Source organism: Hadarchaeum sp. (SeqCode) (genome assembly GCF_049969415.1).
GTDB lineage: Archaea > Hadarchaeota > Hadarchaeia > Hadarchaeales > Hadarchaeaceae > Hadarchaeum.
The window spans coordinates 49,864-73,471 of the sequence record NZ_JBMFOX010000001.1 but is presented as its reverse complement, the minus strand read 5'-3'; the positions used below and the strand labels follow the sequence as shown (position 1 = coordinate 73,471).

Sequence of the window (23,608 nt, the reverse complement as noted above, 5' to 3'; positions counted from 1 at the left end):
TCATCCGCCAAAGAAGATGGGCCGCAGCGACAGCAGCCGGTTCGTCGCGAGTGGTCTAAATGGCATCCCCTTGGTCAGTTGCTTGATTTCGGCTGCAAGTTCCGCCACCGCCAGCCACTTCAGTTCCTTCTGCCCGCGGGCCCTGACCGGGATTTTCTCCGCCTCCAGCTCTTTGTCGCCGATGACGATAACATAGGGCACCCACTCCCTCTCGGCGTCCCTCACCTTCTTTGAAACGGACTCATCCCGGTCGTCGATGTCAGCTCTTATCTGGAGCTTTTCCAGCTCCCCGGCGATTTTTTGGCAGAAATCAAGGTGGCGGCTGGCGAGCGGCACCAGCCTCACCTGCGTGGGCGAGAGCCAGAGTGGCAGGCAGGGCGCCTTTCCAGCCATTTGATCCTTGGCGGCCTCCTCAAGTATCGCGTAAATCCACCTCTCGATGGAACCGATGGAGGAATGCAGGATTACACAACCCCGTTTTTCCCCTTTTTCGTCAACATAGCGGATGCCATATCTCTCCGAGTCCTCTAGATCGAGCTGGATGGTGGAGAGCTGGGCATTCCCACCTACAGAGTCGATCATCTGGAATTCATGCTTCAGGACCCAGTAGTGCTTTCTTTCGGCGAGCAGCTCGATCAAAGCTGGCTGACTGACCAGCCGAAGCAGACGGGCGATGAACTTTCGGTTCTGGTGATAGAAATCCTCGACCACACGAAAGATGACCGCGTACTCAATCCCGATTGATCTGACCATCTTAACATAAATTTCAAAGAGGCGTTCGTACTCCTCCAGACCTTGTTTCAGGTCGAGACAGAAGCAGTGGATGTCGGGCATGGTGAAGGCCCTGAGCCGCTTCAGCCCCACGGTCTCTCCACTCTGTTCCAGTCGGTAGGAGGGAGAGAGCTCGAAGATCCGCACCGGCATCTGTTTGTAGGTCATCAGTGTGGTTTTCATCATCCGGAAAAGTCCGAAGTCTCCGGAGAACCTCAGTATTAAGGTCCGGTTGGGCAGCTTGATTTTGTAGTCCTTCTGCAAGAACTTGGCCGCCTGTTCAGCTATATCCGGCTCGTCTGCCCGGTAGAGCACCGGGGTCTCAATCCTGACGGCACCGATTTCAGCCGCGATCTGTGCGGCGAAGTCCTCCAGCAGCCCCTTTACCAAGGCACCGTTGGGGTAGAAGCGAAAGTGGCCGGTGTCGCTGGCTGGCTCGTAGTCTACGAGTTCCAGCCGCCGCATTAGCTTGATATGCGCGGGTTCGCCTCCTGGCTTTTGCCCCAGCTCTTCGCTTACCAGGTACTGTTTGAGCAACGGGCTGTTCGTCAGCGGCGGGCAGGCTTCTATTTCGGAAAGGTTTAACGGGTACTCCTTGCCCTCCGGTGTCAGGACCAACCATTTGCTTTTTGCCTCTTCGGCAGCGGCTTCTGCGACTTCCTGGACTTCAGCGGTGATGGTTCGCGATAGTTCCGACAGCGGGTGCCCCTTGCAGCTGAGGGTAAATGCCTTGTACCAGCCGAAGGGCAGGCGGTGGACCTCGAGCCCGCGGCTCCGGAGTTGCTCGGCAGTGGCATCAAGCAAACGGATGGCCAGCTTTGGCGAGGCGAGGGAGGAGCTCAGGTGGGCGTAGGGATAAATGGCGACCCGCTGGGCTTCAACCTTTTGGGCAATGTTAAAGACCTCCTCCGCAGCTTTTTTAGCCACCTGCTCGACGTGGGCCTCATCGGCTTCCTCTGCGGCCGAGAAGACGACAAGCACGTCTTTAATTTCTCCCGAGCGCTGTTCGGGCCTGATCTCCTCGGCAGCAGGCGTCGGCTGTTTCACCTCGAACTTAAGGTAGTCTGCGTGGATTAGCAGTAGCTGCAAACCAACACCGCGGGAACTTGATTTTGTAAATTTAATAATTTATCGTTTTTAGCCGCTGAGGCAGCGTTTAATGTTTGAGGACACAGAGTTGAATCGGTGTCTATGAAGAGATTTTGTTACAAATGCGGTGCTCTGGAGGAAGATGCCGGGCCATTGCTGCTGGGCCTGTGCCAGCGCTGTTTTTTAGACCTCCCGTTGCTGCAGGCGCCGGCTGAAGTTGGGGTGGTAGTCTGCAGAGATTGTGGGGCCTACCGGCTCAGGGGAAGATGGCATCCTCTGGACTACGGGGAGGTTAAAAAAGCGGTGCAGGAGGCGGTAATTGATGCCATTCGCGTGATTAGCTATACCGATTCAGGGAAGCGCCTTCTAAGACCTGTTGAGGTGCCGGAGGTCCAGATTGAGGTAGAACCACTTTTGGAATCTGGCCTCGTGAAGATCCGTGCCGCAGGCAGGGTTCACTCCCAGCAGAGGGAAACCAAGCTTGAGGAGCTCGCCCTAAAACTGAACCTGGAATACACCACTTGCGACACCTGCCGGTTGAAAAGAGCCAAGCATCATGAGGCAATTTTGCAGCTGCGTGATTTCCCTTCCCAAGCAATGAAAATGGCGGTTCGGGAAGAGGTGAAAAAAATCGTTGTTCAGTCGGCTAAAGTTGACCCAATGAACTTTATCGCCGACATCAAGGAACAGCCCGGCGGAATTGACTTTTACCTCAGTACCGTAAATCTGGGAAGAAGGATAGCCTCCCAGCTGAAGGAGAAGTTTGGTATCACCATCACCGAAAGCGCGAAGCTCATCGGACAGACTAGGGACGGGCGGAAAAAATATCGCGTTTCCTTTTTAGCTAGATTTATGTAGTTGTTTATAAACAATTGAATAATAACTTTATAGCTGGTGTCTATGGCCAAAATGACTGGTGCCAAGGCGCTGTTTGAAGCCTTGAAGGCGGAGGGCGTGCGGGATATCTTTGGCATCCCAGGCGGTGCTATCATCCCGGCCTATGATGCCCTGTATGATGAGACCGAAATTCGCCATATCCTGACTAGGCACGAGCAGGCGGCAGCGCACGCTGCAGATGGCTATGCCCGCGCCATAGGTAGGCCAGGGGTTTGTCTGACCACTTCTGGCCCCGGGGCAACCAATCTGACCACCGGAATTCTCAACGCTTACATGGACAGCTCCCCCGTGGTCGCCATCTCAGGGCAGATGCCGAACTCCGTGCTGGGCAGTGACGCTTTTCAGGAGGCCGACATGCTGAGCATCATGCTGCCGATAACCAAACACAACTTCATCATTCGCAACATCGTCGACCTTCCCACCATTATCCGCCTCGCTTTCAAAACAGCCACCACGGGAAGGCCGGGTCCGGTGCATATTGACCTGCCCAAGGATGTTCAGGTGAGCGAGGCGGACCTGAATATTCCCGCCCAAGTGGATTATCCCAAGTTGATAAAGTTGGATCCAGATCCTGAAGACGTTCGGAAGGCGGTTAAACTGTTGGTAGAAGCCGAGCAGCCGGTGATTTATGCCGGCGGCGGCGTCATCTGGTCTTCGGCGTCGGCAGAGGTTGTCGCTTTGGCCGAGCTGTTGGGAGCTCCGGTGGTGACATCGCTGATGGGTAAGGGCGTGATTCCCGAGGACCACCCACTGGCGCTGGGAATGCTCGGCATGCACGGCCGGATGGCGGCCAACCTCGCCGTGAGCGAATGCGATGTCCTGCTGGGTGTGGGCGTCAGGTTCAGCGATCGCGCCACCGGTGATGTCCGTCACTTTGCTCCACGGGCCAAGATTATTCACATCGACATCGATCAGGTTGAGCTGGGGAAGAACGTTCGCGTGGACTTGCCGATCATCGGTGATGCTAAGCGCACGCTCACCGAGATAATCAAAGGTCTCAAATTGCAGGTGAAGCGGGGAAGGACCAGTGATTGGTTGCAAAAGATGAAGAAGATGCGGGAGGAGCTAGCCCCGAGGATGGATTATGATGAAGTTCCCACCAAGCCGCAGCGGGTTATTAAGGAGATCATGAGCGTGCTCAGCGATGACGCGATAATCGTTACCGAGGTGGGGCAGTGTCAGATGTGGGCGGCTCACTTTTACGTTGTCAAAAAACCGCGGCATTTCATCTCCTCCGGAGGGTTGGGGACGATGGGGTTCGGATTTCCCGCCTCGATGGGCGTCAAAATTGCGCGACCCGAATGTGATGTGGTAAATATAGCCGGCGACGGCAGTTTCCTCATGAATTCCCAAGAGCTGGCTACTGTTGTGGAAAACAAGATAAATGTAGTTTCCTGCATCTTCAACAACCGCTATCTGGGCATGGTCAAGCAGTGGCAGGACCTTTTTTACCAGAAACGGCGTTCGGCAGTTTGTTTGGGTAGGGTGCCTGATTTCGTGAAGCTTGCCAAGGCCTACGGCGCTTGGGGTGATCGCGCCTCGAGGCCCAGCGAGATAGCACCGAAGCTGCGGGAGGCGCTGAGTTGCGGAAAGCCGGCTATTCTGGATATCCCGATTGACCCCGATGAGCACGTGTTGCCCATGGTACCAGCCGGGGGAAGGCTTGATGAACCAATATTGACATAGGTGTTAGTGATGAAGACGCGAATGTTTTCCGTGCTCTGTCAGAATGTCCCCGGGGTCATGATGAGGATATCCCGATCCTTTACCAGGCGACAGATTAACCTCGACTCAATCACGGTAGGAATCGAACCCACCGGCTTAGCCAGAGTTATTTTGACCTTTCAAGCCGACGATCGCATGGCTGAGTTCATGCGCAGAATCCTTCTTCGAGCCGAGCCGATAATCGACGTCGAGGTGATCGATCCTGAGCGTAGCATTGCTCGGGAAATCGCGTTGTTGAAGACGAGAAAGCTCGACGAGGACCAGCTCTGGAAGGTGGTACAGCAGGTTGAGAGCGCCGGTGGTAAGGTGTTGGAGAACAAGGGAAACGTCTTGATTATCGAGCTCAGCGGCACTCATGAGCACATTGAGAAGGTGGTCAAGGAGCTGGGGCCAGAGATTTTGAAGGAAGTCGCCCGTTCCGGTCAGGTTCTTATATCCCGAGAGACAACTTAAGAGGGATAACATGGCGAAAATTTACTATGACAAGGATGCGGATATTTCTCCGTTGAAGGGGAAGACGATAGCCATCATTGGTTATGGAAATCAGGGTCAGGCACAGGCCAAGAACCTCAGGGATTCCGGTTGCAAGGTGATCATCGGCAACATCAAGGACGCCAGCTATGAGCAGGCCAAGCAGGATGGCTTTGAGGTCTACGACATCCCAGAAGCTGCCAAACGTGCCGACATCGTCCACATTTTAATCCCGGATGAATATCAGGCGGACGTCTATCGAGAGCATATCCAGCAGCACCTAAGCCCGGGCAAGGTCCTTTGCTTTAGCCATGGATTCAACATCCACTTCAAGCAGATAGTGCCGCCCAAGGACGTGGATGTAATCATGATCGCCCCAAAGGCGCCGGGGGCAATGTTGCGGCAGATGTACGAGCGCGGTTCCGGAACGCCGGGATTGCTGGCCGTGGAGCAGGACGCCAGCGGAAAGGCAAAGAAGATAGCTTTGGCAATGGCAAAAGGGGCGGGTCTGACTAGAATCGGTGTGGTTGAAACCACGTTCAAGGAGGAGGTGGAGACGGACCTTTTCGGTGAGCAGGCTGTGTTGGTGGGCGGAGTTTCCGAACTGATGATCGCCGGTTTTGAGACCTTGGTCGAGGCGGGCTATCAGCCGGAGATAGCCTATTTCGAATGCATCAACGAGCTGAAGCTGATTGTCGACCTAGTCTACGAGCACGGTATTGAGGGCATGATGAAGGCCGTCAGCAACACCGCGGAATACGGCGGCCGCACCAGGGGCAAGTGGATAATCGACGAGAGAGCGCGGAAAACGATGAAGAGAATGCTTGAGGAGATAAAGAGCGGAAAGTTTGCCAAGGAATGGATTGCGGAGAGCAAGGCGGGCCTGCCGAACCTGCGAAGGATGCGGGAGGAAGGCAAGAAGCATCTGGTCGAGAAGGTCGGAAGAGAGCTGAGAAAGTGGGCTGGAATCGAGAAGTAATCCTTTATCCCCAGTTACTGAACCGCCAGAAATTTATATTGAGAACGTGAAGCCTACTCGGAGGCAGGACCGATGAAGCTGCGCAGCCGAGAGGTGGTGACCGGTTTAGAGAGCCTTCCTCGTAGAGCTCTTTTGCGGGCGGATGGGCTGAGTGATAGTGATTTTGAAAGACCGTTTGTCGCCATAGCCAACTCTTACACCAACATCGTTCCGGGACATCTGCACCTGCGACAGCTGGGGGAGGCTGTGGCGGCAGGGATTCGGGAGGCCGGCGGGACCCCATTTGAGTTTAACACGATTGCTATCTGTGACGGTATCTCGATGGGCACCCGCGGCATGTGCTATTCGCTGCCTTCGCGGGAGATAATCGCCGACAGCGTGGAGCTGATGCTTGAGGCCCACCGATTTGATGCCGTGGTTTGCGTGGCCAGCTGCGACAAGATCGTCCCCGGGATGCTTATGGCCATGGCGCGGGTGAACATCCCCGGGATAATGGTCACCGGTGGACCGATGCTGCCGGGAGAGTGGCAGGGCCAGAAGCTGGATGTGATCAGCGCCTTCGAGGCCGTCGGTGCGGTTAAATCTGGCAAGATGAGTGAAAGAGAGGCCCGGTTGATTGAGGAACGCTGTTGTCCTGGTTGCGGTTCCTGCGCCGGACTGTTCACAGCCAACACCATGGCCTGTCTCACCGAGGCGATGGGCATGTCTCTTCCCGGAATGGCCACCACCCACGCCGTCGACTCCAGAAAATTCATCTTGGCTAAGAAAAGCGGTTCTCAAGTTTTGACTTTGCTTCGTCTTGGGATAACTCCAAGAAAAATAATGACCAAGCCTGCCTTTGAGAATGCGGTGATAGTGGACATGGCCATTGGTGGCTCGACGAATACCGTGCTCCATCTTCCGGCAATCGCCCACGAGGCCGGGATCAAGCTGGACTTGGATCTCTTTGACCGATTGAGCCGAAGGACGCCACACATCTGCAGCCTGAGGCCCAGCGGTCCCAACACGATGCTGGATCTGGATCGGGCTGGGGGAATACCTGCAGTCCTGAAGAGGCTCAGTAATCTCGTCCGGGGCTCACCGCTCACCGTCACCGGCAGGAGTGTCCGAGATAACTTGAAGTTCGTCAGGATGCCGAACAATGGGGTAATCAGGCCGCTGAAAAAACCCTACCATCGCGAGGGCGGCATCGCGATTTTGTTCGGCAGTTTGGCCCCCCGTGGAGCCGTGATAAAGTATGCTGGCGTGAGCCCGAAAATGATTCGGCATACGGGGCCGGCCCGGGTGTTCGATTGCGAGGAGGACGCCGTGAGGGCGATACTGTCCGGCAAGATCAGGCGCGGTGATGTGGTTGTTATTCGGTACGAGGGCCCCAAGGGAGGTCCGGGAATGCGTGAGATGCTTGCGGCCACTTCCGCCCTAGCCGGACTGGGATTAATTGACTCAGTGGCTCTGGTGACTGATGGTAGATTCTCCGGAGGCACACGTGGAGCGGCGGTGGGGCATGTCTCGCCCGAGGCTGCCGAGCGGGGTCCGATTGCGACCGTTGCCGAAGGGGATAAGATCTTGATCGACATCCCGCGCCGCCGGCTGGAGGTACTGGTTCCAGAAGAAGAGCTTCAGGAAAGGCTGGCCAAGGTAAAGTTGCGTCCGCCTAAAATAAAGACGGGATATTTGGGCCATTACTCCCAGGTGGTCACTTCGGCTGCAGAGGGGGCCATAAGAATCTGATTTTGGAAAATATTGTCGTTGTGTGATAACTACAATAAAACTTAAAGTTTGAGCCACTTAATCTGGTTGGAACTTTATGCCGATGACGATTGCCGAGAAAATACTGGCCCGGGCGTCAGGGCGTCAAAGTGTTTCTCCGGGCGAGATAGTTGAGGCCCGGGTCGACGTGGCCATGATTAATGATATTACCGGACCCATCACGATTGAGGCCTTGGAGCAGATTGGAGTCGAGGGCGTCTGGGATCCCTCAAGGGTGGTAATCGTTTTGGATCACCAGGCGCCATCGATATCCATTGAGGCGTCAAAGGAGCACATCAGGCTGCGCAGGTTTGCGGCGAAGAATAACATCCAGAACTTCTTTGATGTTAATGAGGGCGTTTGCCATCAGGTGCTGCCGGAACACGGTTTCGCGCTTCCTGGTGAACTTATCGTCGGAGCCGATTCCCACACCTGTACCTATGGTGCCTTTGGCTGTTTTGCCACGGGAATAGGTTCCACGGACATGGCCGCGGTGTTTGCCACAGGGAAACTTTGGTTCCGGGTGCCCGAGAGTATGCTCATAAAAGTTGAAGGGAGGCTTAGAGACCGGGTCCTCCCGAAGGACGTGGTGCTGAGGCTGGTGGGTGATGTCGGGGCGGACGGCGCCAATTACCGCGCCATCGAGTTTGCCGGCAATGGTCTGAAGGGCATTAGCGTTGGTGGAAGGATGACGATGTGCAATATGGGGGTGGAAATGGGGGCGAAGACCGCGATTGTCCCGGCGGATGAGATTACAGCCAGATATTTGGCAGGCAGGGCCAAATGGGATTATCAAGCAATTTACAGCGATCCGGGCGCGAGCTATGTGGAGGAGAGAGATTACGATTTGTCTCGAATCGAACCTCAGGTGGCCATACCTCACCACGTGGATAAGGTGCGCCCTGTGCGCGAGGTGGCCGGGGTAAAGGTGGATCAGGCGTTTTTAGGCAGCTGCACCAACGGCCGGCTTGAAGACCTGATCGAGGCCGCCAGAATTTTGAAGGGTAGAAAAATAGCCCGGGGAGTGAGGATGTTGGTCGTACCCGCCTCGCGCGAGGTTTACCTTGAGGCGCTGGAAAAGGGGTTGCTGCAAAAGTTCGTCGGGGCCGGTGCCATGGTGGGATCGCCTTCCTGCGCAGCCTGCATGGGCGGACACATAGGAATTCTCGGGCCCGGTGAGGTCTGCATCTCCTCTTCCAACAGGAATTTCCGGGGACGCATGGGCAGCCCCGAGGCCCAAGTCTATCTCGGCTCGCCGGCGACGGTGGCCGCCTCGGCCCTGAAGGGGGAGATAACTGATCCGAGGGATGTGTGATGGTCAGGGCTTGGGTCTTTGGGGACAACATCTCAACCGATGACATCATCGCTGGGCGCTATTTGGTCCAGCGGGATCCAAAGGAGCTGGCGAAGCACGTGATGGAGGCGGTGGATCCCGAGTTCGCCGCCAAGGTCAGAAAAGGAGATGTCATCGTGGCTGGAAAGAACTTTGGCTGTGGCTCGAGCCGGGAGCACGCACCCATCGCGTTGCGGGGAGCGGGAATTGCCGCCGTGGTCGCGGAGTCATTTGCCCGGATATTTTTCCGGAACGCGATAAATCAAGGATTGCCGGTTCTGGTCTCCCGGGAGGCGCGGCGGGGCTTCAAGACGGGCGATGGTATCAAGGTGAACATCAGCAAGGGTGAGGTGCTCAACACCCGAACGGGCAAGAAATTCAAGGCCGAGCCGCTCCCTGATTTTCTCATGGAAATCCTTCGGGCCGGGGGCCTGTTGCCTTACCTCAAAAGGATGGGACGGAAAAGCGGCAACATGGGGAAAAAATCTGCGGTTTAAGCTTAAGAGGTCCCGCATTGAAATTGTTCCGGTGAAGGTTTTGAGGAAATACAAAATCGCGGTCATTCCGGGCGACGGCGTTGGCCCCGAGGTCATTCGGGAGGGCGTGAAGGTCCTTCGTGCCGCGGCCGATGTGGTTGGCGGAGTCGAGTTTGATTTTGTGGAGTTCCCCTACGGTGCCGAACACTACCTCAGAACTAAGGAGTTGATCCCTGAAGAAGCGCTGAGGGAACTGTCTCAGATGGACGCGGTTTACCTCGGGGCCTTGGGCGATCCTAGGGTACCGACTGGAATCTTGGAGCAGGGGATACTGCTGCGGCTCCGTTTTTACTTCGACCAGTATGTAAATCTGCGCCCGGTTAAGCTCTATCCGGGAGTCCCGTGCCCGCTGGTGGGGAAGGGCCCTGAGCACGTGAATTTCTTTGTCGTCAGGGAGAACACCGAGGACTTTTACGTGGCTCTGGGCGGAAGGGCCTGGGGCAAGTCCAAGGCCGAGCTAGACCTCATCAGGTCGCTCTATGAGGCGAAATTTAATCTGGACATCGATGTGGATCGGGATGAGATTGCCTATCAGCTCGGGGTCATTAGCCGGAGGGGGACGGAGAGAGTTATCCGCTATTCCTTTGAGCTGGCACGGCGGAAGGGGAAAAAGCGCGTAACCTCAGTAGACAAGGCCAATGTGCTCACCAATGTTTACGGGCTCTGGCGAGAGGTCTTCGAGGCGGTGGCTAAGGATTATCCCGAGATTGAAACCGAGTTGGCCTTTGTGGATGCCATCACCATGTGGTTCGTGAAGAATCCCGAATGGTATCAGGTGGTGGTGACCCCAAACATGTTCGGAGACATCATCACCGATCTCGGCGCCATGATTCAGGGGGGCTTGGGCTTGGCGCCGGGCGGTAACATCAATCCCGACGGCGTCAGCATGTTCGAGCCCATTCACGGTTCGGCACCCAAGCATGCAGGGAAAAATGTGGCCAACCCGATAGCCACGATTTTAGCCGGACAGATGATGCTTGAGGAGCTGGGTGAGCAGAGCCTCGCGGACGTCATCGAGGCGGCCGTCGTCAAAGTGCTTCAGGAGGGGAAGGTCAGGACTTATGATCTTGGTGGAAAATCGAGCACTTCTGAAGTTGGCGATGAAGTGGTGCGAAAGGTTGAACAGGTGGTCGCCCAGCATTGACGCAGGTGGCGGTTATATTAGTTCAGTAAAGATATTAGTGGTGAAAATATGCGTTTAATTGTCGCTTTGACTGGGGCGAGCGGTGCCCTGTACGGGTTGAGATTTCTCGAGGCGTGTAAAAATCTGGAGATAGAGACGGAGCTCATCATTTCAAGAAACGCGGAAAAAATTCTGGAGATGGAGACGGGAAAAACTGCTGCAGATCTTTGTAAAATTTCCGCACGGAGCTATTCTCCGGATGACCTGGAGGCGCCTCCTTCAAGCGGGTCTTATCAGGTCGACGGCATGGTGGTGATTCCGTGCAGCATGAAAACACTGGGTGAAATCGCCAACGGCATTTCCCACGATTTGATCACCCGTGCGGCCGACGTGACCCTCAAGCAGAACCGGAGACTGGTGCTGGTTCCGCGGGAGACTCCTCTTAACCTGATTCATCTGGAAAACATGGTAAAGCTCAGGCAGGCGGGGGCCGTTATCCTGCCCGCAGCTCCGGCCTTTTACATTCGACCCAAGGAGATATCGGACCTCGTGGACTTCATCGTAGGAAGAGTTTTGGAGATGTTTGGCATCGATCACGGGCTGTATCCTCGCTGGTCCGGTGCCGGCGAGTGATCGATGCGGGTGATGAAATGGGGAAACTGCCCCCGATAAAGAGATTTGAGTGCACGGAGTGCCAGTATAGCGATTATCGGATGTCGGCCCGCAAAGTCGGTGAGATAATTCCGGGGGGCTGTCCTAGGTGCGGCGGCAGTTTCAAGGTTGTTGCTGAGGAAGCGCCTGATTGGCTGGTCAGGATGCTGGAACAGGTTACAAAGAAATTTGAGATCTTGGACATGGTGGGGCGGAGGGACAGGATTGAAATGGAGGTGTCATCGCGTAATCCCCGCAGCGGCTTTCGCTATCTGTTGCGGGTTCTGAAAAAGGAAAATTACCTCCCAGTGATGCGTGTGCAGGAGGGCGAACTAAAGCTGGCGCTGGTGAGGAGCCCTCCTGTCCGCGGCGGCAGCCCCGTGGTCAATTTGGCCCTTTTCGCCGCCACGGTGGCATCGACCTTTGTTGCGGGATACTATCTCTTTGAGAGCTCCCTTGGAAGCGCAGCTCTCTTCTCCGCTTCCCTTTTGGCCATGCTGGTGGCTCATGAGATGGGCCATAAGCTCTCGGCCTGGCACAACAGGGTTGCTTCAACACTGCCCTACTTCATTCCCGCTCCGCCACCGTTCCCGCTGGGGACATTTGGAGCGGTTATCAACATCAAGAGCCCCATACCAACTAAGGAGGCGCTGGTTGAGATGGGCGCCTCAGGGCCCATCACTGGCTTTGTTCTTTCGGCGATAATAACCTTCATCGGCCTATCGCTTTCAACCCCGAGTTCACTGGAAAATCCGCTGCCGTTTGTTCCGGTAATGTTCGGCCTGCTGCAGCTGGTAACCCTGGGCAGGTTCACCAGCGCCTTTGAGCTCAACCCGCTGACCTTCTCCGGCTGGGTGGTAATGCTCCTCACGATGTTTAACATGATTCCGGTGGGACAGCTTGATGGAGGGCACATCGCCCGGGCGCTCCTGGGCGGGCAGCGCCACTATATACTGACCCGGATGCTGGGGTTTTTGCTGATGCTGCTCGGACTGGCCTTCCCTGAGATGCCGATCTTTTTCGTCTGGGGTCTGTTGATTCTGGTTTTCTTCCGGGGCTATCATCCCGGGGCCCTGGACGATGTTTCGCCGCTGTCGACGCGCCATAAAATTTTAGCGGCGGCGGCATTGGTGGTGTTTGTCCTCTGCCTGCCTCTGCCCGTGGCTTAGGCGATAAATACATATCCCTCGGAGAAGACTTTGCTCTGGTGCTTGGGTGAAGGGGAAGTTCATTTGCCTCGAGGGCTTGGACGGAAGCGGTAAGAGCATCCAGGCAAGATTGCTCGCCAGCTGGTTGCGAAGAATGGGTCATGGGGTCTTGGTCACCGAAGAGCCCACTCGAGGCCCGATCGGGAAAATAATAAAGTTGGCCCTGCGAGGGAATCTTAAGTTGCCCGTGGCCGCTGAGGCCCTTCTCTTCGCCGCCGACCGGTTGCAGCATGTGGAGCAGGTTATAGCTCCGGCTGTGAATTCGGGCAAGATTGTTATTTCCGATAGATACAAGGCCTCTTCGCTGGCCTATCAGTCGGCCCGTGGGCTTCCCCTCAGGTGGGTAATGAAGATAAACGAGATGGCCCCGGATCCGGACCTGATGATACTGATAGACGTTCCACCGGAGGTTTCGAGTCAGAGAATTAATCGTTCGCGCAGGCTCGATGAATTTGAAAGCAACCTTGAGCTCCAGCGAAGGGTCCGGCAGGCCTATCTGAGCATCGCTAAGTTATACCGGATGAAGGTGGTCGATGGCAACCGCCCCGTCGGGGAGGTCCAGGCGGAAATTAGAAAATTGGTGGAAAATCTGCTTTGACCTTTTTCAGACAAACTACATGTTTATCTGGGCGGAAAAGGGCAGCGTCTTGAAGACCTCGCCAGCGGCTTTTTCAACGTTATTTCTGTGGCTGGGGCTCGTGTAGACCCGGATTATGTCGACGTATCCCTTCAGCACGTTGATCAACCGCGAGTACCTTGAGAGCTGCACTAGTTCCTTGTTTCCGCCGATGTAGGTGAAAACAGGGATTTCCATAGGATCGATTTCACGAGGATAATAAGGAATGGAGTCCAGCGTTGGCACGTCCACCACCACATCATCGTTCTCGACGCCAGCCAGCCTCGCAATCTCCTGCTCCTTCTGCCGCCTCACGTTTTTGTCGCTCAGCAATTTTGCCACGTAGGCGTCCTTGACGTGAACATCTCGCTGGTAGGCTACCTTGAGGAGCTTTCGGTTGTCCAGCATCCTCATTATCTCCTTGGCCTTTTCGACCTGCCGTCTTTTTTCAGGATCGTTAAAGTCGGCGGGGTTAAGCTCCCTCAGTTTGGTTGCCACATAGCCGTCGTCCATCTTCAGGAACTCGTTAACATCGGTGAATGAAGTCAGCCCGATGATTTCATCAGCGTGGCCCATCGCCTTGTGGAGCATGATCTCCGCGGATCTTACGGCGTGGTGGTAGTAGACGGCGAGGAACATCTCGTATCTTGCTATCATGAATGCCTCGAGCGCATAGAGCGCCTTTAGGTCAATGGCGATGTCGTTGCCGTAGACGTCCATCGCCTGAATCAGCCGGTTGATGTCGATGCGACCGTATTCGACGCCGGTGTAGTAGGAGTCCCGGACCAGAAAGTCGAGCTTGTCAGAATCAACCTGGCTGGCCGTTATCTGGTGCAGATAGTCGCTTCGCTTCCTCGCCTTGCCAAAGGCGAGATCGACGATTTCATCCGGGCTGTAGCCGCAGTCCTTCAGCACGTCGGCGAGTTCGCTCTCCTTCACGATTCTTGCTCCCATCTGCTCGTGATTGAGGCCGCGCTTTTCCGCAATCAGTTCTTCGTAGGAATGCGAGAAGGGACCGTGACCAACGTCATGAAGAAGGCTGGCGAGCCTGACAAGCTGCCAATCATTTTCTGAGATTTCAACGCTTTTTTTCAGCGAGTCAGCGATCAGGCCCGCCACATGCATGGCGCCCAGCGAGTGAGAAAACCTGGTGTGTTCGCCGCCGGGATAGACGAGCGATGCGATTGAGAGCTGCTTTATCCCGCGGAGACGCTGGACAGGCCAGGTGTCAATTATCCGGCGTTCCACATCAGTTATGCCGATGTAACCGTGTATCGGGTCCCGGATGTACTTGATCATCATATGAAATTCTCTCTATTGCTGGAGCTATTTAGCTATCTGTGAGAACTTGAGCGGGGCCGGTTGTTCCGATTTAAAAATAGTTAAGTCGGATTCTGCACACATTAGGTTAAGGAAATAATTTCTTTTCGACCAAGGAATCCTTTTTAATTCCATCACCTGGCAGATGGGCCAAAGCCCTTCCTACGGATCTTCGAGATTTTCAGACCATTTTTCAAAAGATATTTTTGCCACAGACAATTTTATCCTCTTTCACCGTATTTCTCAAAAACCGAGATGAAAACGAGGTCCTTGTCCCGCGTGTTGTAGACACGGTGGAACTCATTCGGGGCAATGGTCGCCACATCTTTTTCTCTCACCCGCCGTCTGTTTCCGTTGGTTTCTAGCTCCCCCTCACCCTCGATGAAGAAGTAAACCTCACCCACGGGATGGGAGTGGCCCGTCGTCTGTTTGCCGGCGTGGAGAATGGTAATCGAGAGCACCAGATTGCCTCCGAGCGGCCGGTCGCAGACGATGTAGCGGTCGTCGTTTTTCACCACCCTCGCCTCGCGAAATGCCTGCAGGTAGCTCTTGTGGGAAACATCATACCACTCGCCCCCGAACAGATAGCCCCTGACCCTCTCCCCTCGTTGCATCAGGTGCTGGATGAAGAATCCTGGTGCGTCCTGTTTGGCGCTCCGGCAGAACTCGCGGAGGACGGGAAAGACGCGCTTGGGAAAGATATAGGCACCCGTGCTAACGTAACTGCTGAGGGGCGGGGTGACCTTTTCCTTAAAATCGGTGAAGAAAAAGCTGGACGCAGGCGGTGGGTAATTTTCACTGCCATTGAATTTTACCGTGGCCATTTCTTCAGGCTTCATCTCCGGGTTCCGCCCCACGTAGTAAATGCCCACGAGTGGCTCTCCTGTATAGCTAGAGACGAAGCCCTCGAAGCTGGAGGAGAAGTAGTTGTCAGCACAGACCACCATGAGGTCCTCCTCAATCTTCATCTTTTCAATCGCGTTCCAGATTGCGGAGACGGCCCCGAGTTTTTGCTCCTCGGCCATGGCATCCTCGACGATGACGTTCTGGTACCCGGAGAAAAACTTCTCAAATTTTTTGTTGGTCGAGATAATCGGTTCCAGATTCACGGCGCGGATTTTATTGACCAAATGGTTCAGGATGGTGTCCCCTTTCTCAATGATCATCGCCTTTGGCATCAGCTCTCCAATGGTACCCAGCCTTTTGGCAAAACCGCCGGCGAGGATCAGCGCCTTCGTGCCATCACCGGGAAACATTTAGTTGCTATGTTTATTTATCTTTCATGAGAGAATTTAGAGAAGTGAGCCGATGGTTCTGGAACAGCTGGGAAAGGCACTGCATGGCGCCCTGCAGAAGATAACTCGCGCGGCGCATGTGGATGAGCGGGCGGTTAAGGAGCTGGTCAGAGAGATCCAGCGGGCATTGCTTCAAGCTGACGTCAACGTTGAATTGGTGTTGGACCTCACCAAGCGGATAGAGAAAAGGGCGCTTGAGGAAAAGCTGCCTCCAGGGATGAGCCGCAAGGAGCACGTTATCAAAATTGTCTATGAGGAGCTCTCAGCCTTCTTGGGAAAACCCGCGCCGCTCCAGCTTGAGGCGGGCAGGTCGAAGGTCCTCCTCATGGTCGGCCTCCAGGGCAGCGGCAAGACCACATCCGTTGCCAAGCTTGCTGCCTACTTCAAGAAGCGCGGATACAAGCCGGCGATAGTCTGTGCCGATACCTACCGCCCCGGGGCCTATGAGCAGCTGAGGCAGCTCGGCCAGCAGATAGGCGTCGAGGTCTTCGGAGATCCGGAGTCAACGGATCCGATAGTCTTGGCTAAGGAGGGAGTCAGGCGCTTCAAGAAGGAGCGCTCGGAGCTCATCATCGTCGACACCGCGGGCAGACATCGCCGCGAGGAGGCGCTGATGCAGGAGATGCAGGAGATTGCCCGTGCCGTGGAACCAGATGAGATAATGCTGGTCATCGACGGCACCATAGGACAGCAGGCGAAGGAGCAGGCGTCGGCGTTCAAGCAGGCCACTCCCATCGGGTCTATCTTGGTAACCAAGCTGGACGGCACGGCCAAGGGCGGCGGCGCCCTCTCTGCCGTCGCGGCCACCGGGGCACCGATAAAGTTCATCGGCGTCGGGGAGCACATAGAAGACCTCGAACCATTCGTGCCGGAGAAATTCGTGGCTAGGTTGCTCGGGATGGGTGATCTTGAAACCCTGCTGCAGAAAATCGAGGAGGTGACCAAGGAGGAAAAGCTGAAGCCAGCGGACGTGAAGGCGATGATGGCGGGCAAGATAACGCTCCGCGACGTCTACGAACAGCTGGAGGCGATGAGCAAGATGGGACCGCTGAGAAAGATCATGCAGATGATTCCCGGAGTAGGGGTCTCCCTGCCCGAGGAGCAGATGAGGGTGGGGGAGGAGAAGCTGAAGAAGTTTAAGTACATCATGCAGTCGATGACCCCGCAGGAGCTTGAGGACCCCAAGATCCTGAATGCCTCCCGCATCCGCAGGGTGGCGCGGGGCTCGGGAACCACCGAGACCGAGGTCCGTGAGCTTTTGAAGCAGTATGAGCTGATGAAGCGATTCCTCAAGGCCTTTGCCAAGGGCCGGGGTCCGAGGATGGGACAGCTGGGGAAGCTGTTCCGGTCTGGTTACGGGCCGGGTGAGAAGGGCCCTGGAAAAGGCTCTTAAACGGGCGAGACAATCAACTTAATTAGACAGGAAAAAATCGTCTTATGTGATTGAAGATGTCCGGGCGTTCCAAGGGATTGAGAAGCAAGAGTCGGAAGAAGCTGACCAAACACCCCCGTGAGAAGGGGCTATCTCCTGTCAGCCGTGCAGTTCAGGACCTTCCCGTGGGCAGCAAGGTTTCCATAATTTTGGACCCCGGCGTGGTCAAGGGACAGCCGCATCCGCGCTACCACGGCAGGACTGGAGTTATCAGCGAGAGGCGGGGCCGGGCCTATGTTGTGGACGTCCGCGACGGTGGCTCAATAAAAAAGATTATTTCCCGTCCCGAACACCTTAGGTTGGTGGAGGCATGATCGGCAAACGTGTGGTGAAGGAGAAACCGGTGTCCCTTCCTGAGGTCCTTGGCATTCTGGAGAAGGTCAAGAAGGAGGGAGAGCTGGAGTACTGGCAGAGGCTCACCTATGATTATGCTCAAAAGTTCGCCAAACTCAAGCCGAAAGAGGCCCAAGAGCTTAAGGAGGAGCTTCTGAAGATGGATAAAATCAAGGAGCACTTGGCCGTGGCGATCGTTGACCTGATGCCGGAGACCAAGGAGGATTTGGAGCTGATTTTTTCCAAGGAGAGGGTTAAACTCGAAGACGACGAAGCGAACAAGGTTCTCGAGCTAGTTAAGAAGTATAGTGGTTAAAGAAACGGGCTCGGAGGCGTGTTTTTTGGAGAAAAAGTACGAGGACCGGGGAATAGTATTGGATTTTCTCCCTCAGGGCCACCCTAACGATCCCAGGCCCATTCACCTGAGGGAGCCCATAGCCCAGATACTCGGCGACACCTTCTTCACGCTGCTGGAGGTGGTGCCCTTCAAGGGAGTGACCTTTGTGCCGCACGAAAGGGTTTCCATTGGCAAGGGTGAGCGGGACAAGGTCGAGAGGATAAAACGCCGGATCGGCTATGAGGACTTAACCGCCGCAGCCAAGGCCGAGCTCCAGCCGGCGGTGGAAAGCCTACTCGAGGAAAACCCCGAGCGTTTTGTCGAGTTCTTCAACAGGGCGGGGCCGCTGACAACCCGCTTCCACCAGCTGGAGCTGATTCCTGGGATAGGTAAGAAGCTGATGTGGGCGATAATCGAAGAGAGGAAGAAGAGCCCCTTCGTCGACTTTGCCGATATAGAGAACCGGGTTAAAGGTCTGGTGAACGTGAAATCGCTGATCGCCAAGAGGATCGTGATGGAGCTGCAGGGCGTCGACAAATACCGGATATTCGTCCGTCCTCCGGCTAAGAAATCCACGGAGGATTAGCGGACTTAGTCCTCAGGGTTTTTAACCGAAAGTTCGCTGAGGATATCTACCCAGGCGGTGTTGAAACCCCGTTCGTCAGCCGGCCGGAACTTTTGCGCGATCCTACTCCTCGTCTCGCTTATGATTTCGGCTATTTGCTCGCCAGAATATTTCTTCTCCAGCACCTTGTTGATGGCGGCGAGCTCGCCACCGGATTCCAGCGCGGAGACCATTCCTTGCAGCGCCAGCAGGTAGCCCCTAGCGAACTCATCATTGGGATCGATTTTGCCTCGGTTTGCCTCGAGCCAGTCTCTGGCGCCTTTGAGGTCCCTCTTTTTCATTAGTTTTACCAGCGGCTTGATGTCGATGGTCATAACTAAACACCTCAGGCGGCATTTGCCCTATCTTCTTTCGCAGGTGCAGATAAGGGCTGTCAAATTTCATCCTCACTCGCGAATGGTCTCTAGAATGCTGATGGCGTTCCAGATCAGGGTGCGGGTGTGAACGGGCATGTTGGGATCATTGCTTATCTCATCAAGGATCGAGATGGCAGTTGAAGCCCTGACCATGGCGTCGTTGCTTTTGTTCAAAAGGGCATTCTTGGCCTCGCCAACGGCCCTGCGGATGTTCCGCGGAACGGTAGTGTCCTCGGCCACACGCGACATCATCTCTGCAACCTGCTTCAGTTTTTCCTCTGAGGACACGGACATCACCCCGCCACATGCTCAATCATCTAATTTTAATCCCGGGCCCAAATAAAGGGTTTTGGGGTAGAGCATGAAGGAGGAGGACATACCCAAGGTCGTGGAGATGCTGATGGCCGGAGGCAAGATGTTGGCGGTCCACTGCGGCAGCTGCATGAGTCCCCTGTTTGAGTACCAGGGAAGGGTGGTTTGTCCCGTTTGCGGTGGCCGGGCGAAGAAATCTGTAGCTGAGACCAAGGACCAGGCGCTCGATAAGGTCCGGGCGACGCTGCAGGCAAAGATAGATGCCCTCGCTGAACAGCTTGCCAAGGAGACGGATCACGCTAAGACTTTAGAACTGCTGGATAGAATAAAATCAGCCCTGGAGGCGCTGGAGAGGCTTAAGGAGGGGTGATGGGGTGAAAAAGGAGTTGATCCTGAGGGCGCTGAAGGAAGCGGGAACGCCGGTTACCACTGAGGAGCTGTCCCGAATGACGGGCATCGACATCGTGAGGCTGCGCGTCGATCTTTACCACCTCTCTGAGGAGGGGAAGGTGGAGCGGAGGCTGCGCGGGAACACTCCTGTGTGGACGATAAAGCTGGGGTCGTTTCCCGAGCATCGCTGAGTCACGGCTATCCGCGTGATTTTTTTGTACTGGCTGGATTTGGTCAGGATTCTCGTTGCCGGGGTGGCTCTCGGCGTCTTCATGGGCCGGATAATAGTGAAGCGGCCCTACCACTTGGAGAGGCTGCGTCCCAAGCAGTGGTTCCGCCTAGTCAAAAGGATGAAGGCCAAGCAGTGGCTGGTCCTAATTACCGGAGCGCTTTCGGTCGCTTTTCTCTCGCTGGTCTTATCGATGGCGATTGGTTCCGTTCTGTTTTACTTAGGGATAGAGACGGTTTCTCCTGAGGAATATCCCTTTGTGTCGCTGGAGCAGGACTATCCTTGGTTGACTTTATTGTTGGTCAATGTGCTGCCCGTATTCGAGGAATGGATCTTTCGCGGCGTGTTGATCGATGAGATGATTCGGTGGCGCGGGTCTAAAGTTCTCGCGGTCTTGACCTCGGCCATTTTGTTTTCGGCTTTTCACCTTTCCAATCCCGGCACCTATCCTGCAATCGTCATTTCCATGTTGCCGGCCAGCCTGCTGCTTTCCGTAGCTTATTTGTACTTTGGGCTCGGTGGCGCGGTTTTGGCCCATAATTCCTACAACACCATCTTGGTTTTGATCGGGTTTTTGTCCTAGTGGCGGCATGACCACTTTAAATTCTTTTGGAGTCTCAGTAATGGAGGGGGCGCTATTGGTAATCCGGGTCGTTAAATCTAATGGTCAGGTCGAGGATTTCCGCCCGGATAAGATACTGCGGACCCTGCGCCGAGCAGGCGCCAGCCGGGAGGTGGCCGGGGCGATTGTTAAGAAAATTGAGTGCAGGGTCTACGACGGAATAACCACCAAGGAGATTCTGAAACTCGTCAAGTCCATGATTTCCGAGCAGCAACCGCCAGTGGCGATGCGCTATGGCTTAAAAGAAGCGATAATGCGCCTTGGCCCGGCAGGTTTCACCTTTGAAAACTACATCGCCGAGCTGCTTAGGTACTACGGATACCAGACGAGGTTAAGGAGCATCGTGAAGGGAAGATGCGTGCGGCATGAGGTTGATGTGATCGCGGAGAAGACCGACGGTGATTTTATTCGGGCCATGGTCGAGTGCAAGTTTCACAACCTGCCCGGGACCGCGGTGGGACTCAAGGACGTCATGTACACCTACGCGCGGTTTTTGGATTTGAACGAGGCCGCTGAGCAGGGTGGGGGAGAAAGGTTTGATGAGGTTTGGCTGGTTTCCAATACCAAAGCCTCTGGTGATGCCACGAGGTATGCCGAATGCCGTGGAGTAAAATTAATCTGCTGGAGGTACCCCCGGGGCTGTGGACTAGAGAAGATGATTGAGAGGAGGGGGCTGTACCCGGTAACCGTGCTGAGATCGGTTGATAAAGGGACGCTGGAAAGACTGAGTTCCGCCGGCGTGGTTCTGGTCAGACAGTTGCTCACCACGGACCCAAACCAGTTGACCAGAATTGGGCTGAGCAAAACGCGGTTGATGGTGCTGATTTCAGAGGCCGAGCAGCTGTTGGGCGAGGAAAAAATGAAGGCAGCCCCCGAATGTCTGGCAGGGCAACTCAGGTCATCCGCGAAGCGACCACCGCTTGTCCCACCGAGAGGCAACCATCCCCGGGAGGCAGCAGCTCGTGCCGAACGAACTTTAGTCCGGACTCTTCCACCTCCTTTCTCACGGCAACGGTGATGGCCCAGTTACAGAAGACGCCGCCGGACGCGCCGATTACCTCGATTCCCTCCGATTTGGCCACTTCAATGGCCATCTGGCTTAGTCCGCGGGCAATTGCCAGCTGGGCTGCGGCGGCAATGTGCTTGCGCGGAACATTCCTTTTTCTGGCGGCCAAGACATCTAGGAGCAACTTCGAGGTGTTTAGCATCAGCTTACCGCCGAGGTTTTCCACAGCCGGTTCAATGTTGACTTTATCGGCCTCCCCGCCTTCAGCAGCTGCCTCCAGCTTTATGGCAGGCTCGCCCTCGTAGGTCCGCTGGAAGCAGATTCCTAGGAGACAGGAGACGGCATCCAGAACCCGGCCGCAGCTGCTGCTCGGGAACACATTTAATTTTCTTTCCAGCTGTTGGAGGACGATTTTCCGCTCACTTTCCCCGTATTTAAAACCGTTCGGGCAGTACTCGCGAAGGACGCGATCGAGTTCGGCGGTTTCAAGGTGTCCCCAGAGAATTCCAGCAACCATCCTGGCCGGATAAATTGCGGCCAGATCTCCGCCCGGCATCGGCTGTTTCACCAGACCGCCGCGATGTTCATAAGAGTCCAATCTGGCCACCATGATCTCCCCGCCCCAGGCCGTCCCGTCGGGCCCGTAGCCGACACCATCTGCGGCCACTCCCACTAGTTCGTCGAGCCCATGTTCGGCCATGAGGGCGCACAGGTGGGCGTGGTGGTGCTGGACGGCAACGGTCCGGGCTTGGAACTTCTCCGCCATTTGGGGAGCAATCCGGGAAGTGGAATATTCTGGGTGCAGGTCATGAGCCACGAAATCAACTTTTTGCAGGTTCAGCAGGTGCCTCAGCCTGGCAATCGCCTCCTGCAGATACTCCAGAGTTTCGAGCTTGGAGGTATCCCCTATGTGCTGGCTGAGAAAGCAGCGATTGCCGGTTAAAATCGACGCGGTGACGTTGAGGTCCCCGCCCAGAGCCAGCACGCTGCGGTCACTGTTGAAGGCGAGCTGAATCGGCTCGGGGACAAAGCCGCGGGAGCGCCTCAGGAAGGCGGGCTTGCCCTCGATCATCTTGACCACCGAGTCGTCGCACCTGTTGACGATGATGCGGTTGTGCAGCAGCAGGTAATCGACGACGTTTTTCAGCCTCGCCAAGGCCTCGTTGTTGTCCACGATCATGGGAAGCCCGGTCACGTTGGCGCTGGTCATCACATAAGCCGGCTCCCTTCCTGCGTGCAGGAGGAGATGATGGATTCCGGAGTAGGGGAGCATCACCCCGATGGTGTCAAGTCCCGGGGCCACCAGCTCGGAGAGATGATAATTCGGTGATTTTTTCAGAATGACGATTGGTCTACGGTAGGAGGTGAGCAGCTCCGCTTCTTCCAGTGATACCTCAGCGAAGGTTCTCACAGTATCTAGGTCCTTGGACATCACCGCAAAGGGCTGCTGGGGGTGATCGAACTCCTTCCTCAACCTCTCCAGCACCCCGTCGTCGGTGGTCCTCGCAGCGATGTGGATGCCTCCGATTCCCTTCACGGCGACCAAGCATCCTTCATCAAGCAGTCGTGCTGCCTCAGTGACCGGGTCCCCCGTTCTGACGATCTCGCCGCTGGAATGGTACAGCTCCATGCGGGGTCCGCAGACGGGGCAGGCCGTGGGCTCGGCGTGATATCTTCTGTCAGCCGGATCTAGGTACTCGCAGAGGCAGTCAGAACAGAGCGGGAAATGTTTCATGGAGGTTCTGACGCGGTCGTAGGGGAGCTCTTCGATGATGGTGAATCTAGGACCGCAGTTGACGCAGGTTATGAACGGGTAGTGGTACCTTCGGTCATTTTTGTCGAGCATCTCGCCGAGGCACTCATCGCAAAGGGCGAGGTCGGGTGGGATCACCGAGGGAAGGCCCAGCTGCTTCCTGTCGCTGGAGTGGACCTGAAAGTCCTTGAATTCTCGGGAGGGCGGTTGCCAGAAAACGGCTATGGATTCGATGCTCGAGCGCGGTGGTTTTTCCGACCGGAGCGCTTGGATGAATTCCATGATTTTTTCCCTTCTCCCCTCGACCACTATCTGGACTCCGGCGTCACCCATATTGCGGACAAATCCCACAAGTTGGTGTTTGGTTGCCAGCCGGTATACGAACGGCCTGAAGCCCACACCCTGCACGATGCCGCTGACCTGAATTTCCGCTCTTTCCATCTTTCTCCC

24 protein-coding genes and 1 pseudogene are annotated in these 23,608 nt (G+C 55.6%); 19 read left to right on the top strand and 6 right to left on the bottom strand.

Annotated elements, in window-relative coordinates; genetic code table 11:
* On the bottom strand, positions 1-1,860 hold the full coding sequence (locus ACP5PX_RS00455; RefSeq protein ID WP_428082869.1) for a threonine--tRNA ligase: 1,860 nt from the start codon (positions 1,858-1,860) through the stop codon (positions 1-3).
* A 102-nt stretch (positions 1,861-1,962) separates the two neighbouring features.
* Between ACP5PX_RS00455 and ACP5PX_RS00450 the strand changes: the two genes are divergently transcribed.
* From ACP5PX_RS00450 to tmk, 11 genes are all read left to right on the top strand, one after another.
* Entirely contained in the window at positions 1,963-2,718 is a 756-nt protein-coding gene (locus ACP5PX_RS00450; protein WP_428082867.1) for an NMD3-related protein, read from the top strand.
* 51 nt (positions 2,719-2,769) lie between these two features.
* The gene (gene ilvB, locus ACP5PX_RS00445) at positions 2,770-4,443 is read left to right on the top strand and encodes a biosynthetic-type acetolactate synthase large subunit (protein ID WP_428082969.1); all 1,674 of its coding nucleotides are present in this window, start codon (positions 2,770-2,772) and stop codon (positions 4,441-4,443) included.
* A gap of 9 nt (positions 4,444-4,452) precedes the next feature.
* Positions 4,453-4,935: an acetolactate synthase small subunit gene (gene ilvN / locus ACP5PX_RS00440; RefSeq protein ID WP_428082865.1), complete on the top strand. Its 483-nt coding sequence runs from the start codon at positions 4,453-4,455 to the stop codon at positions 4,933-4,935.
* A 10-nt stretch (positions 4,936-4,945) separates the two neighbouring features.
* Entirely contained in the window at positions 4,946-5,932 is a 987-nt protein-coding gene (gene ilvC, locus ACP5PX_RS00435; protein WP_428082862.1) for a ketol-acid reductoisomerase, read from the top strand.
* A gap of 78 nt (positions 5,933-6,010) precedes the next feature.
* Positions 6,011-7,663, top strand: coding sequence for a dihydroxy-acid dehydratase (gene ilvD / locus ACP5PX_RS00430; protein WP_428082967.1), 1,653 nt, complete (start codon positions 6,011-6,013; stop codon positions 7,661-7,663).
* 76 nt (positions 7,664-7,739) lie between these two features.
* Positions 7,740-8,996 carry a 3-isopropylmalate dehydratase large subunit gene (locus ACP5PX_RS00425; protein WP_428082860.1) on the top strand — a complete coding sequence of 419 codons (1,257 nt, stop codon included), beginning with the start codon at positions 7,740-7,742 and terminating at the stop codon, positions 8,994-8,996.
* The gene (locus ACP5PX_RS00420; RefSeq protein WP_428082858.1) at positions 8,996-9,511 is read left to right on the top strand and encodes a 3-isopropylmalate dehydratase small subunit; all 516 of its coding nucleotides are present in this window, start codon (positions 8,996-8,998) and stop codon (positions 9,509-9,511) included. Before ACP5PX_RS00425 ends, ACP5PX_RS00420 begins: the two co-directional genes overlap by 1 nt.
* A gap of 40 nt (positions 9,512-9,551) precedes the next feature.
* Positions 9,552-10,694 (top strand): isocitrate/isopropylmalate dehydrogenase family protein, encoded by a 1,143-nt coding sequence (locus tag ACP5PX_RS00415; RefSeq protein ID WP_428082856.1) that lies wholly within the window; start codon positions 9,552-9,554, stop codon positions 10,692-10,694.
* A 48-nt stretch (positions 10,695-10,742) separates the two neighbouring features.
* On the top strand, positions 10,743-11,306 hold the full coding sequence (locus tag ACP5PX_RS00410) for a UbiX family flavin prenyltransferase (protein WP_428082854.1): 564 nt from the start codon (positions 10,743-10,745) through the stop codon (positions 11,304-11,306).
* Positions 11,307-11,323: 17 nt separating this feature from the next.
* Complete coding sequence (locus ACP5PX_RS00405) at positions 11,324-12,493, top strand: site-2 protease family protein (RefSeq protein ID WP_428082852.1); 1,170 nt, start codon at positions 11,324-11,326, stop codon at positions 12,491-12,493.
* A 46-nt stretch (positions 12,494-12,539) separates the two neighbouring features.
* Positions 12,540-13,130 (top strand): dTMP kinase, encoded by a 591-nt coding sequence (gene tmk, locus ACP5PX_RS00400; protein WP_428082850.1) that lies wholly within the window; start codon positions 12,540-12,542, stop codon positions 13,128-13,130.
* 15 nt (positions 13,131-13,145) lie between these two features.
* Here the strand turns inward: tmk and ACP5PX_RS00395 are convergent, their stop codons facing one another.
* Together ACP5PX_RS00395 and ACP5PX_RS00390 are read right to left on the bottom strand one after the other, a co-directional pair.
* Entirely contained in the window at positions 13,146-14,450 is a 1,305-nt protein-coding gene (locus ACP5PX_RS00395) for an HD domain-containing protein (protein ID WP_428082848.1), read from the bottom strand.
* A gap of 239 nt (positions 14,451-14,689) precedes the next feature.
* Positions 14,690-15,724 (bottom strand): sugar phosphate nucleotidyltransferase, encoded by a 1,035-nt coding sequence (locus ACP5PX_RS00390; protein WP_428082846.1) that lies wholly within the window; start codon positions 15,722-15,724, stop codon positions 14,690-14,692.
* Between the two features lie 52 nt (positions 15,725-15,776).
* On the opposite strand from ACP5PX_RS00390, the gene ACP5PX_RS00385 reads away from it, so the two are divergent.
* From ACP5PX_RS00385 to ACP5PX_RS00370, 4 genes are read left to right on the top strand one after another with little or no spacing between them, the layout of a single operon-like run.
* On the top strand, positions 15,777-17,156 hold the full coding sequence (locus ACP5PX_RS00385; protein ID WP_428082844.1) for a signal recognition particle protein Srp54: 1,380 nt from the start codon (positions 15,777-15,779) through the stop codon (positions 17,154-17,156).
* A gap of 56 nt (positions 17,157-17,212) precedes the next feature.
* A complete protein-coding gene (locus tag ACP5PX_RS00380) occupies positions 17,213-17,509 on the top strand; it encodes a 50S ribosomal protein L21e (protein ID WP_428082842.1) in 297 nt (98 codons plus the stop codon).
* Positions 17,506-17,844 carry an RNA polymerase Rpb4 family protein gene (locus ACP5PX_RS00375; RefSeq protein WP_428082840.1) on the top strand — a complete coding sequence of 113 codons (339 nt, stop codon included), beginning with the start codon at positions 17,506-17,508 and terminating at the stop codon, positions 17,842-17,844. The genes ACP5PX_RS00380 and ACP5PX_RS00375 overlap by 4 nt, the downstream gene beginning before the upstream one ends.
* A gap of 25 nt (positions 17,845-17,869) precedes the next feature.
* A complete protein-coding gene (locus ACP5PX_RS00370) occupies positions 17,870-18,451 on the top strand; it encodes a DUF655 domain-containing protein (RefSeq protein WP_428082838.1) in 582 nt (193 codons plus the stop codon).
* Between the two features lie 5 nt (positions 18,452-18,456).
* Here the strand turns inward: ACP5PX_RS00370 and ACP5PX_RS00365 are convergent, their stop codons facing one another.
* Both ACP5PX_RS00365 and ACP5PX_RS00360 read right to left on the bottom strand, forming a co-directional pair.
* Complete coding sequence (locus ACP5PX_RS00365) at positions 18,457-18,804, bottom strand: hypothetical protein (protein ID WP_428082836.1); 348 nt, start codon at positions 18,802-18,804, stop codon at positions 18,457-18,459.
* Between the two features lie 72 nt (positions 18,805-18,876).
* On the bottom strand, positions 18,877-19,140 hold the full coding sequence (locus tag ACP5PX_RS00360; RefSeq protein ID WP_428082834.1) for a UPF0147 family protein: 264 nt from the start codon (positions 19,138-19,140) through the stop codon (positions 18,877-18,879).
* Between the two features lie 67 nt (positions 19,141-19,207).
* Here ACP5PX_RS00360 and ACP5PX_RS00355 point away from each other — a divergent pair, with 67 nt between their 5' ends.
* From ACP5PX_RS00355 to ACP5PX_RS00340, 4 genes and pseudogenes are all read left to right on the top strand, one after another.
* Complete coding sequence (locus ACP5PX_RS00355; protein ID WP_428082832.1) at positions 19,208-19,528, top strand: Sjogren's syndrome/scleroderma autoantigen 1 family protein; 321 nt, start codon at positions 19,208-19,210, stop codon at positions 19,526-19,528.
* Between the two features lie 4 nt (positions 19,529-19,532).
* Complete coding sequence (locus ACP5PX_RS00350; RefSeq protein WP_428082830.1) at positions 19,533-19,739, top strand: FaeA/PapI family transcriptional regulator; 207 nt, start codon at positions 19,533-19,535, stop codon at positions 19,737-19,739.
* 24 nt (positions 19,740-19,763) lie between these two features.
* Positions 19,764-20,360, top strand: a complete 597-nt coding sequence (locus tag ACP5PX_RS00345) for a lysostaphin resistance A-like protein (RefSeq protein ID WP_428082828.1) — start codon at positions 19,764-19,766, stop codon at positions 20,358-20,360.
* A 7-nt stretch (positions 20,361-20,367) separates the two neighbouring features.
* Positions 20,368-21,234 (top strand): annotated as a pseudogene (locus tag ACP5PX_RS00340) (ATP cone domain-containing protein); the annotation flags it as partial.
* A 58-nt stretch (positions 21,235-21,292) separates the two neighbouring features.
* Here ACP5PX_RS00340 and hypF read toward each other — a convergent pair.
* A complete protein-coding gene (gene hypF / locus ACP5PX_RS00335; RefSeq protein WP_428082826.1) occupies positions 21,293-23,599 on the bottom strand; it encodes a carbamoyltransferase HypF in 2,307 nt (768 codons plus the stop codon).
* Positions 23,600-23,608: the final 9 nt, after the last annotated feature.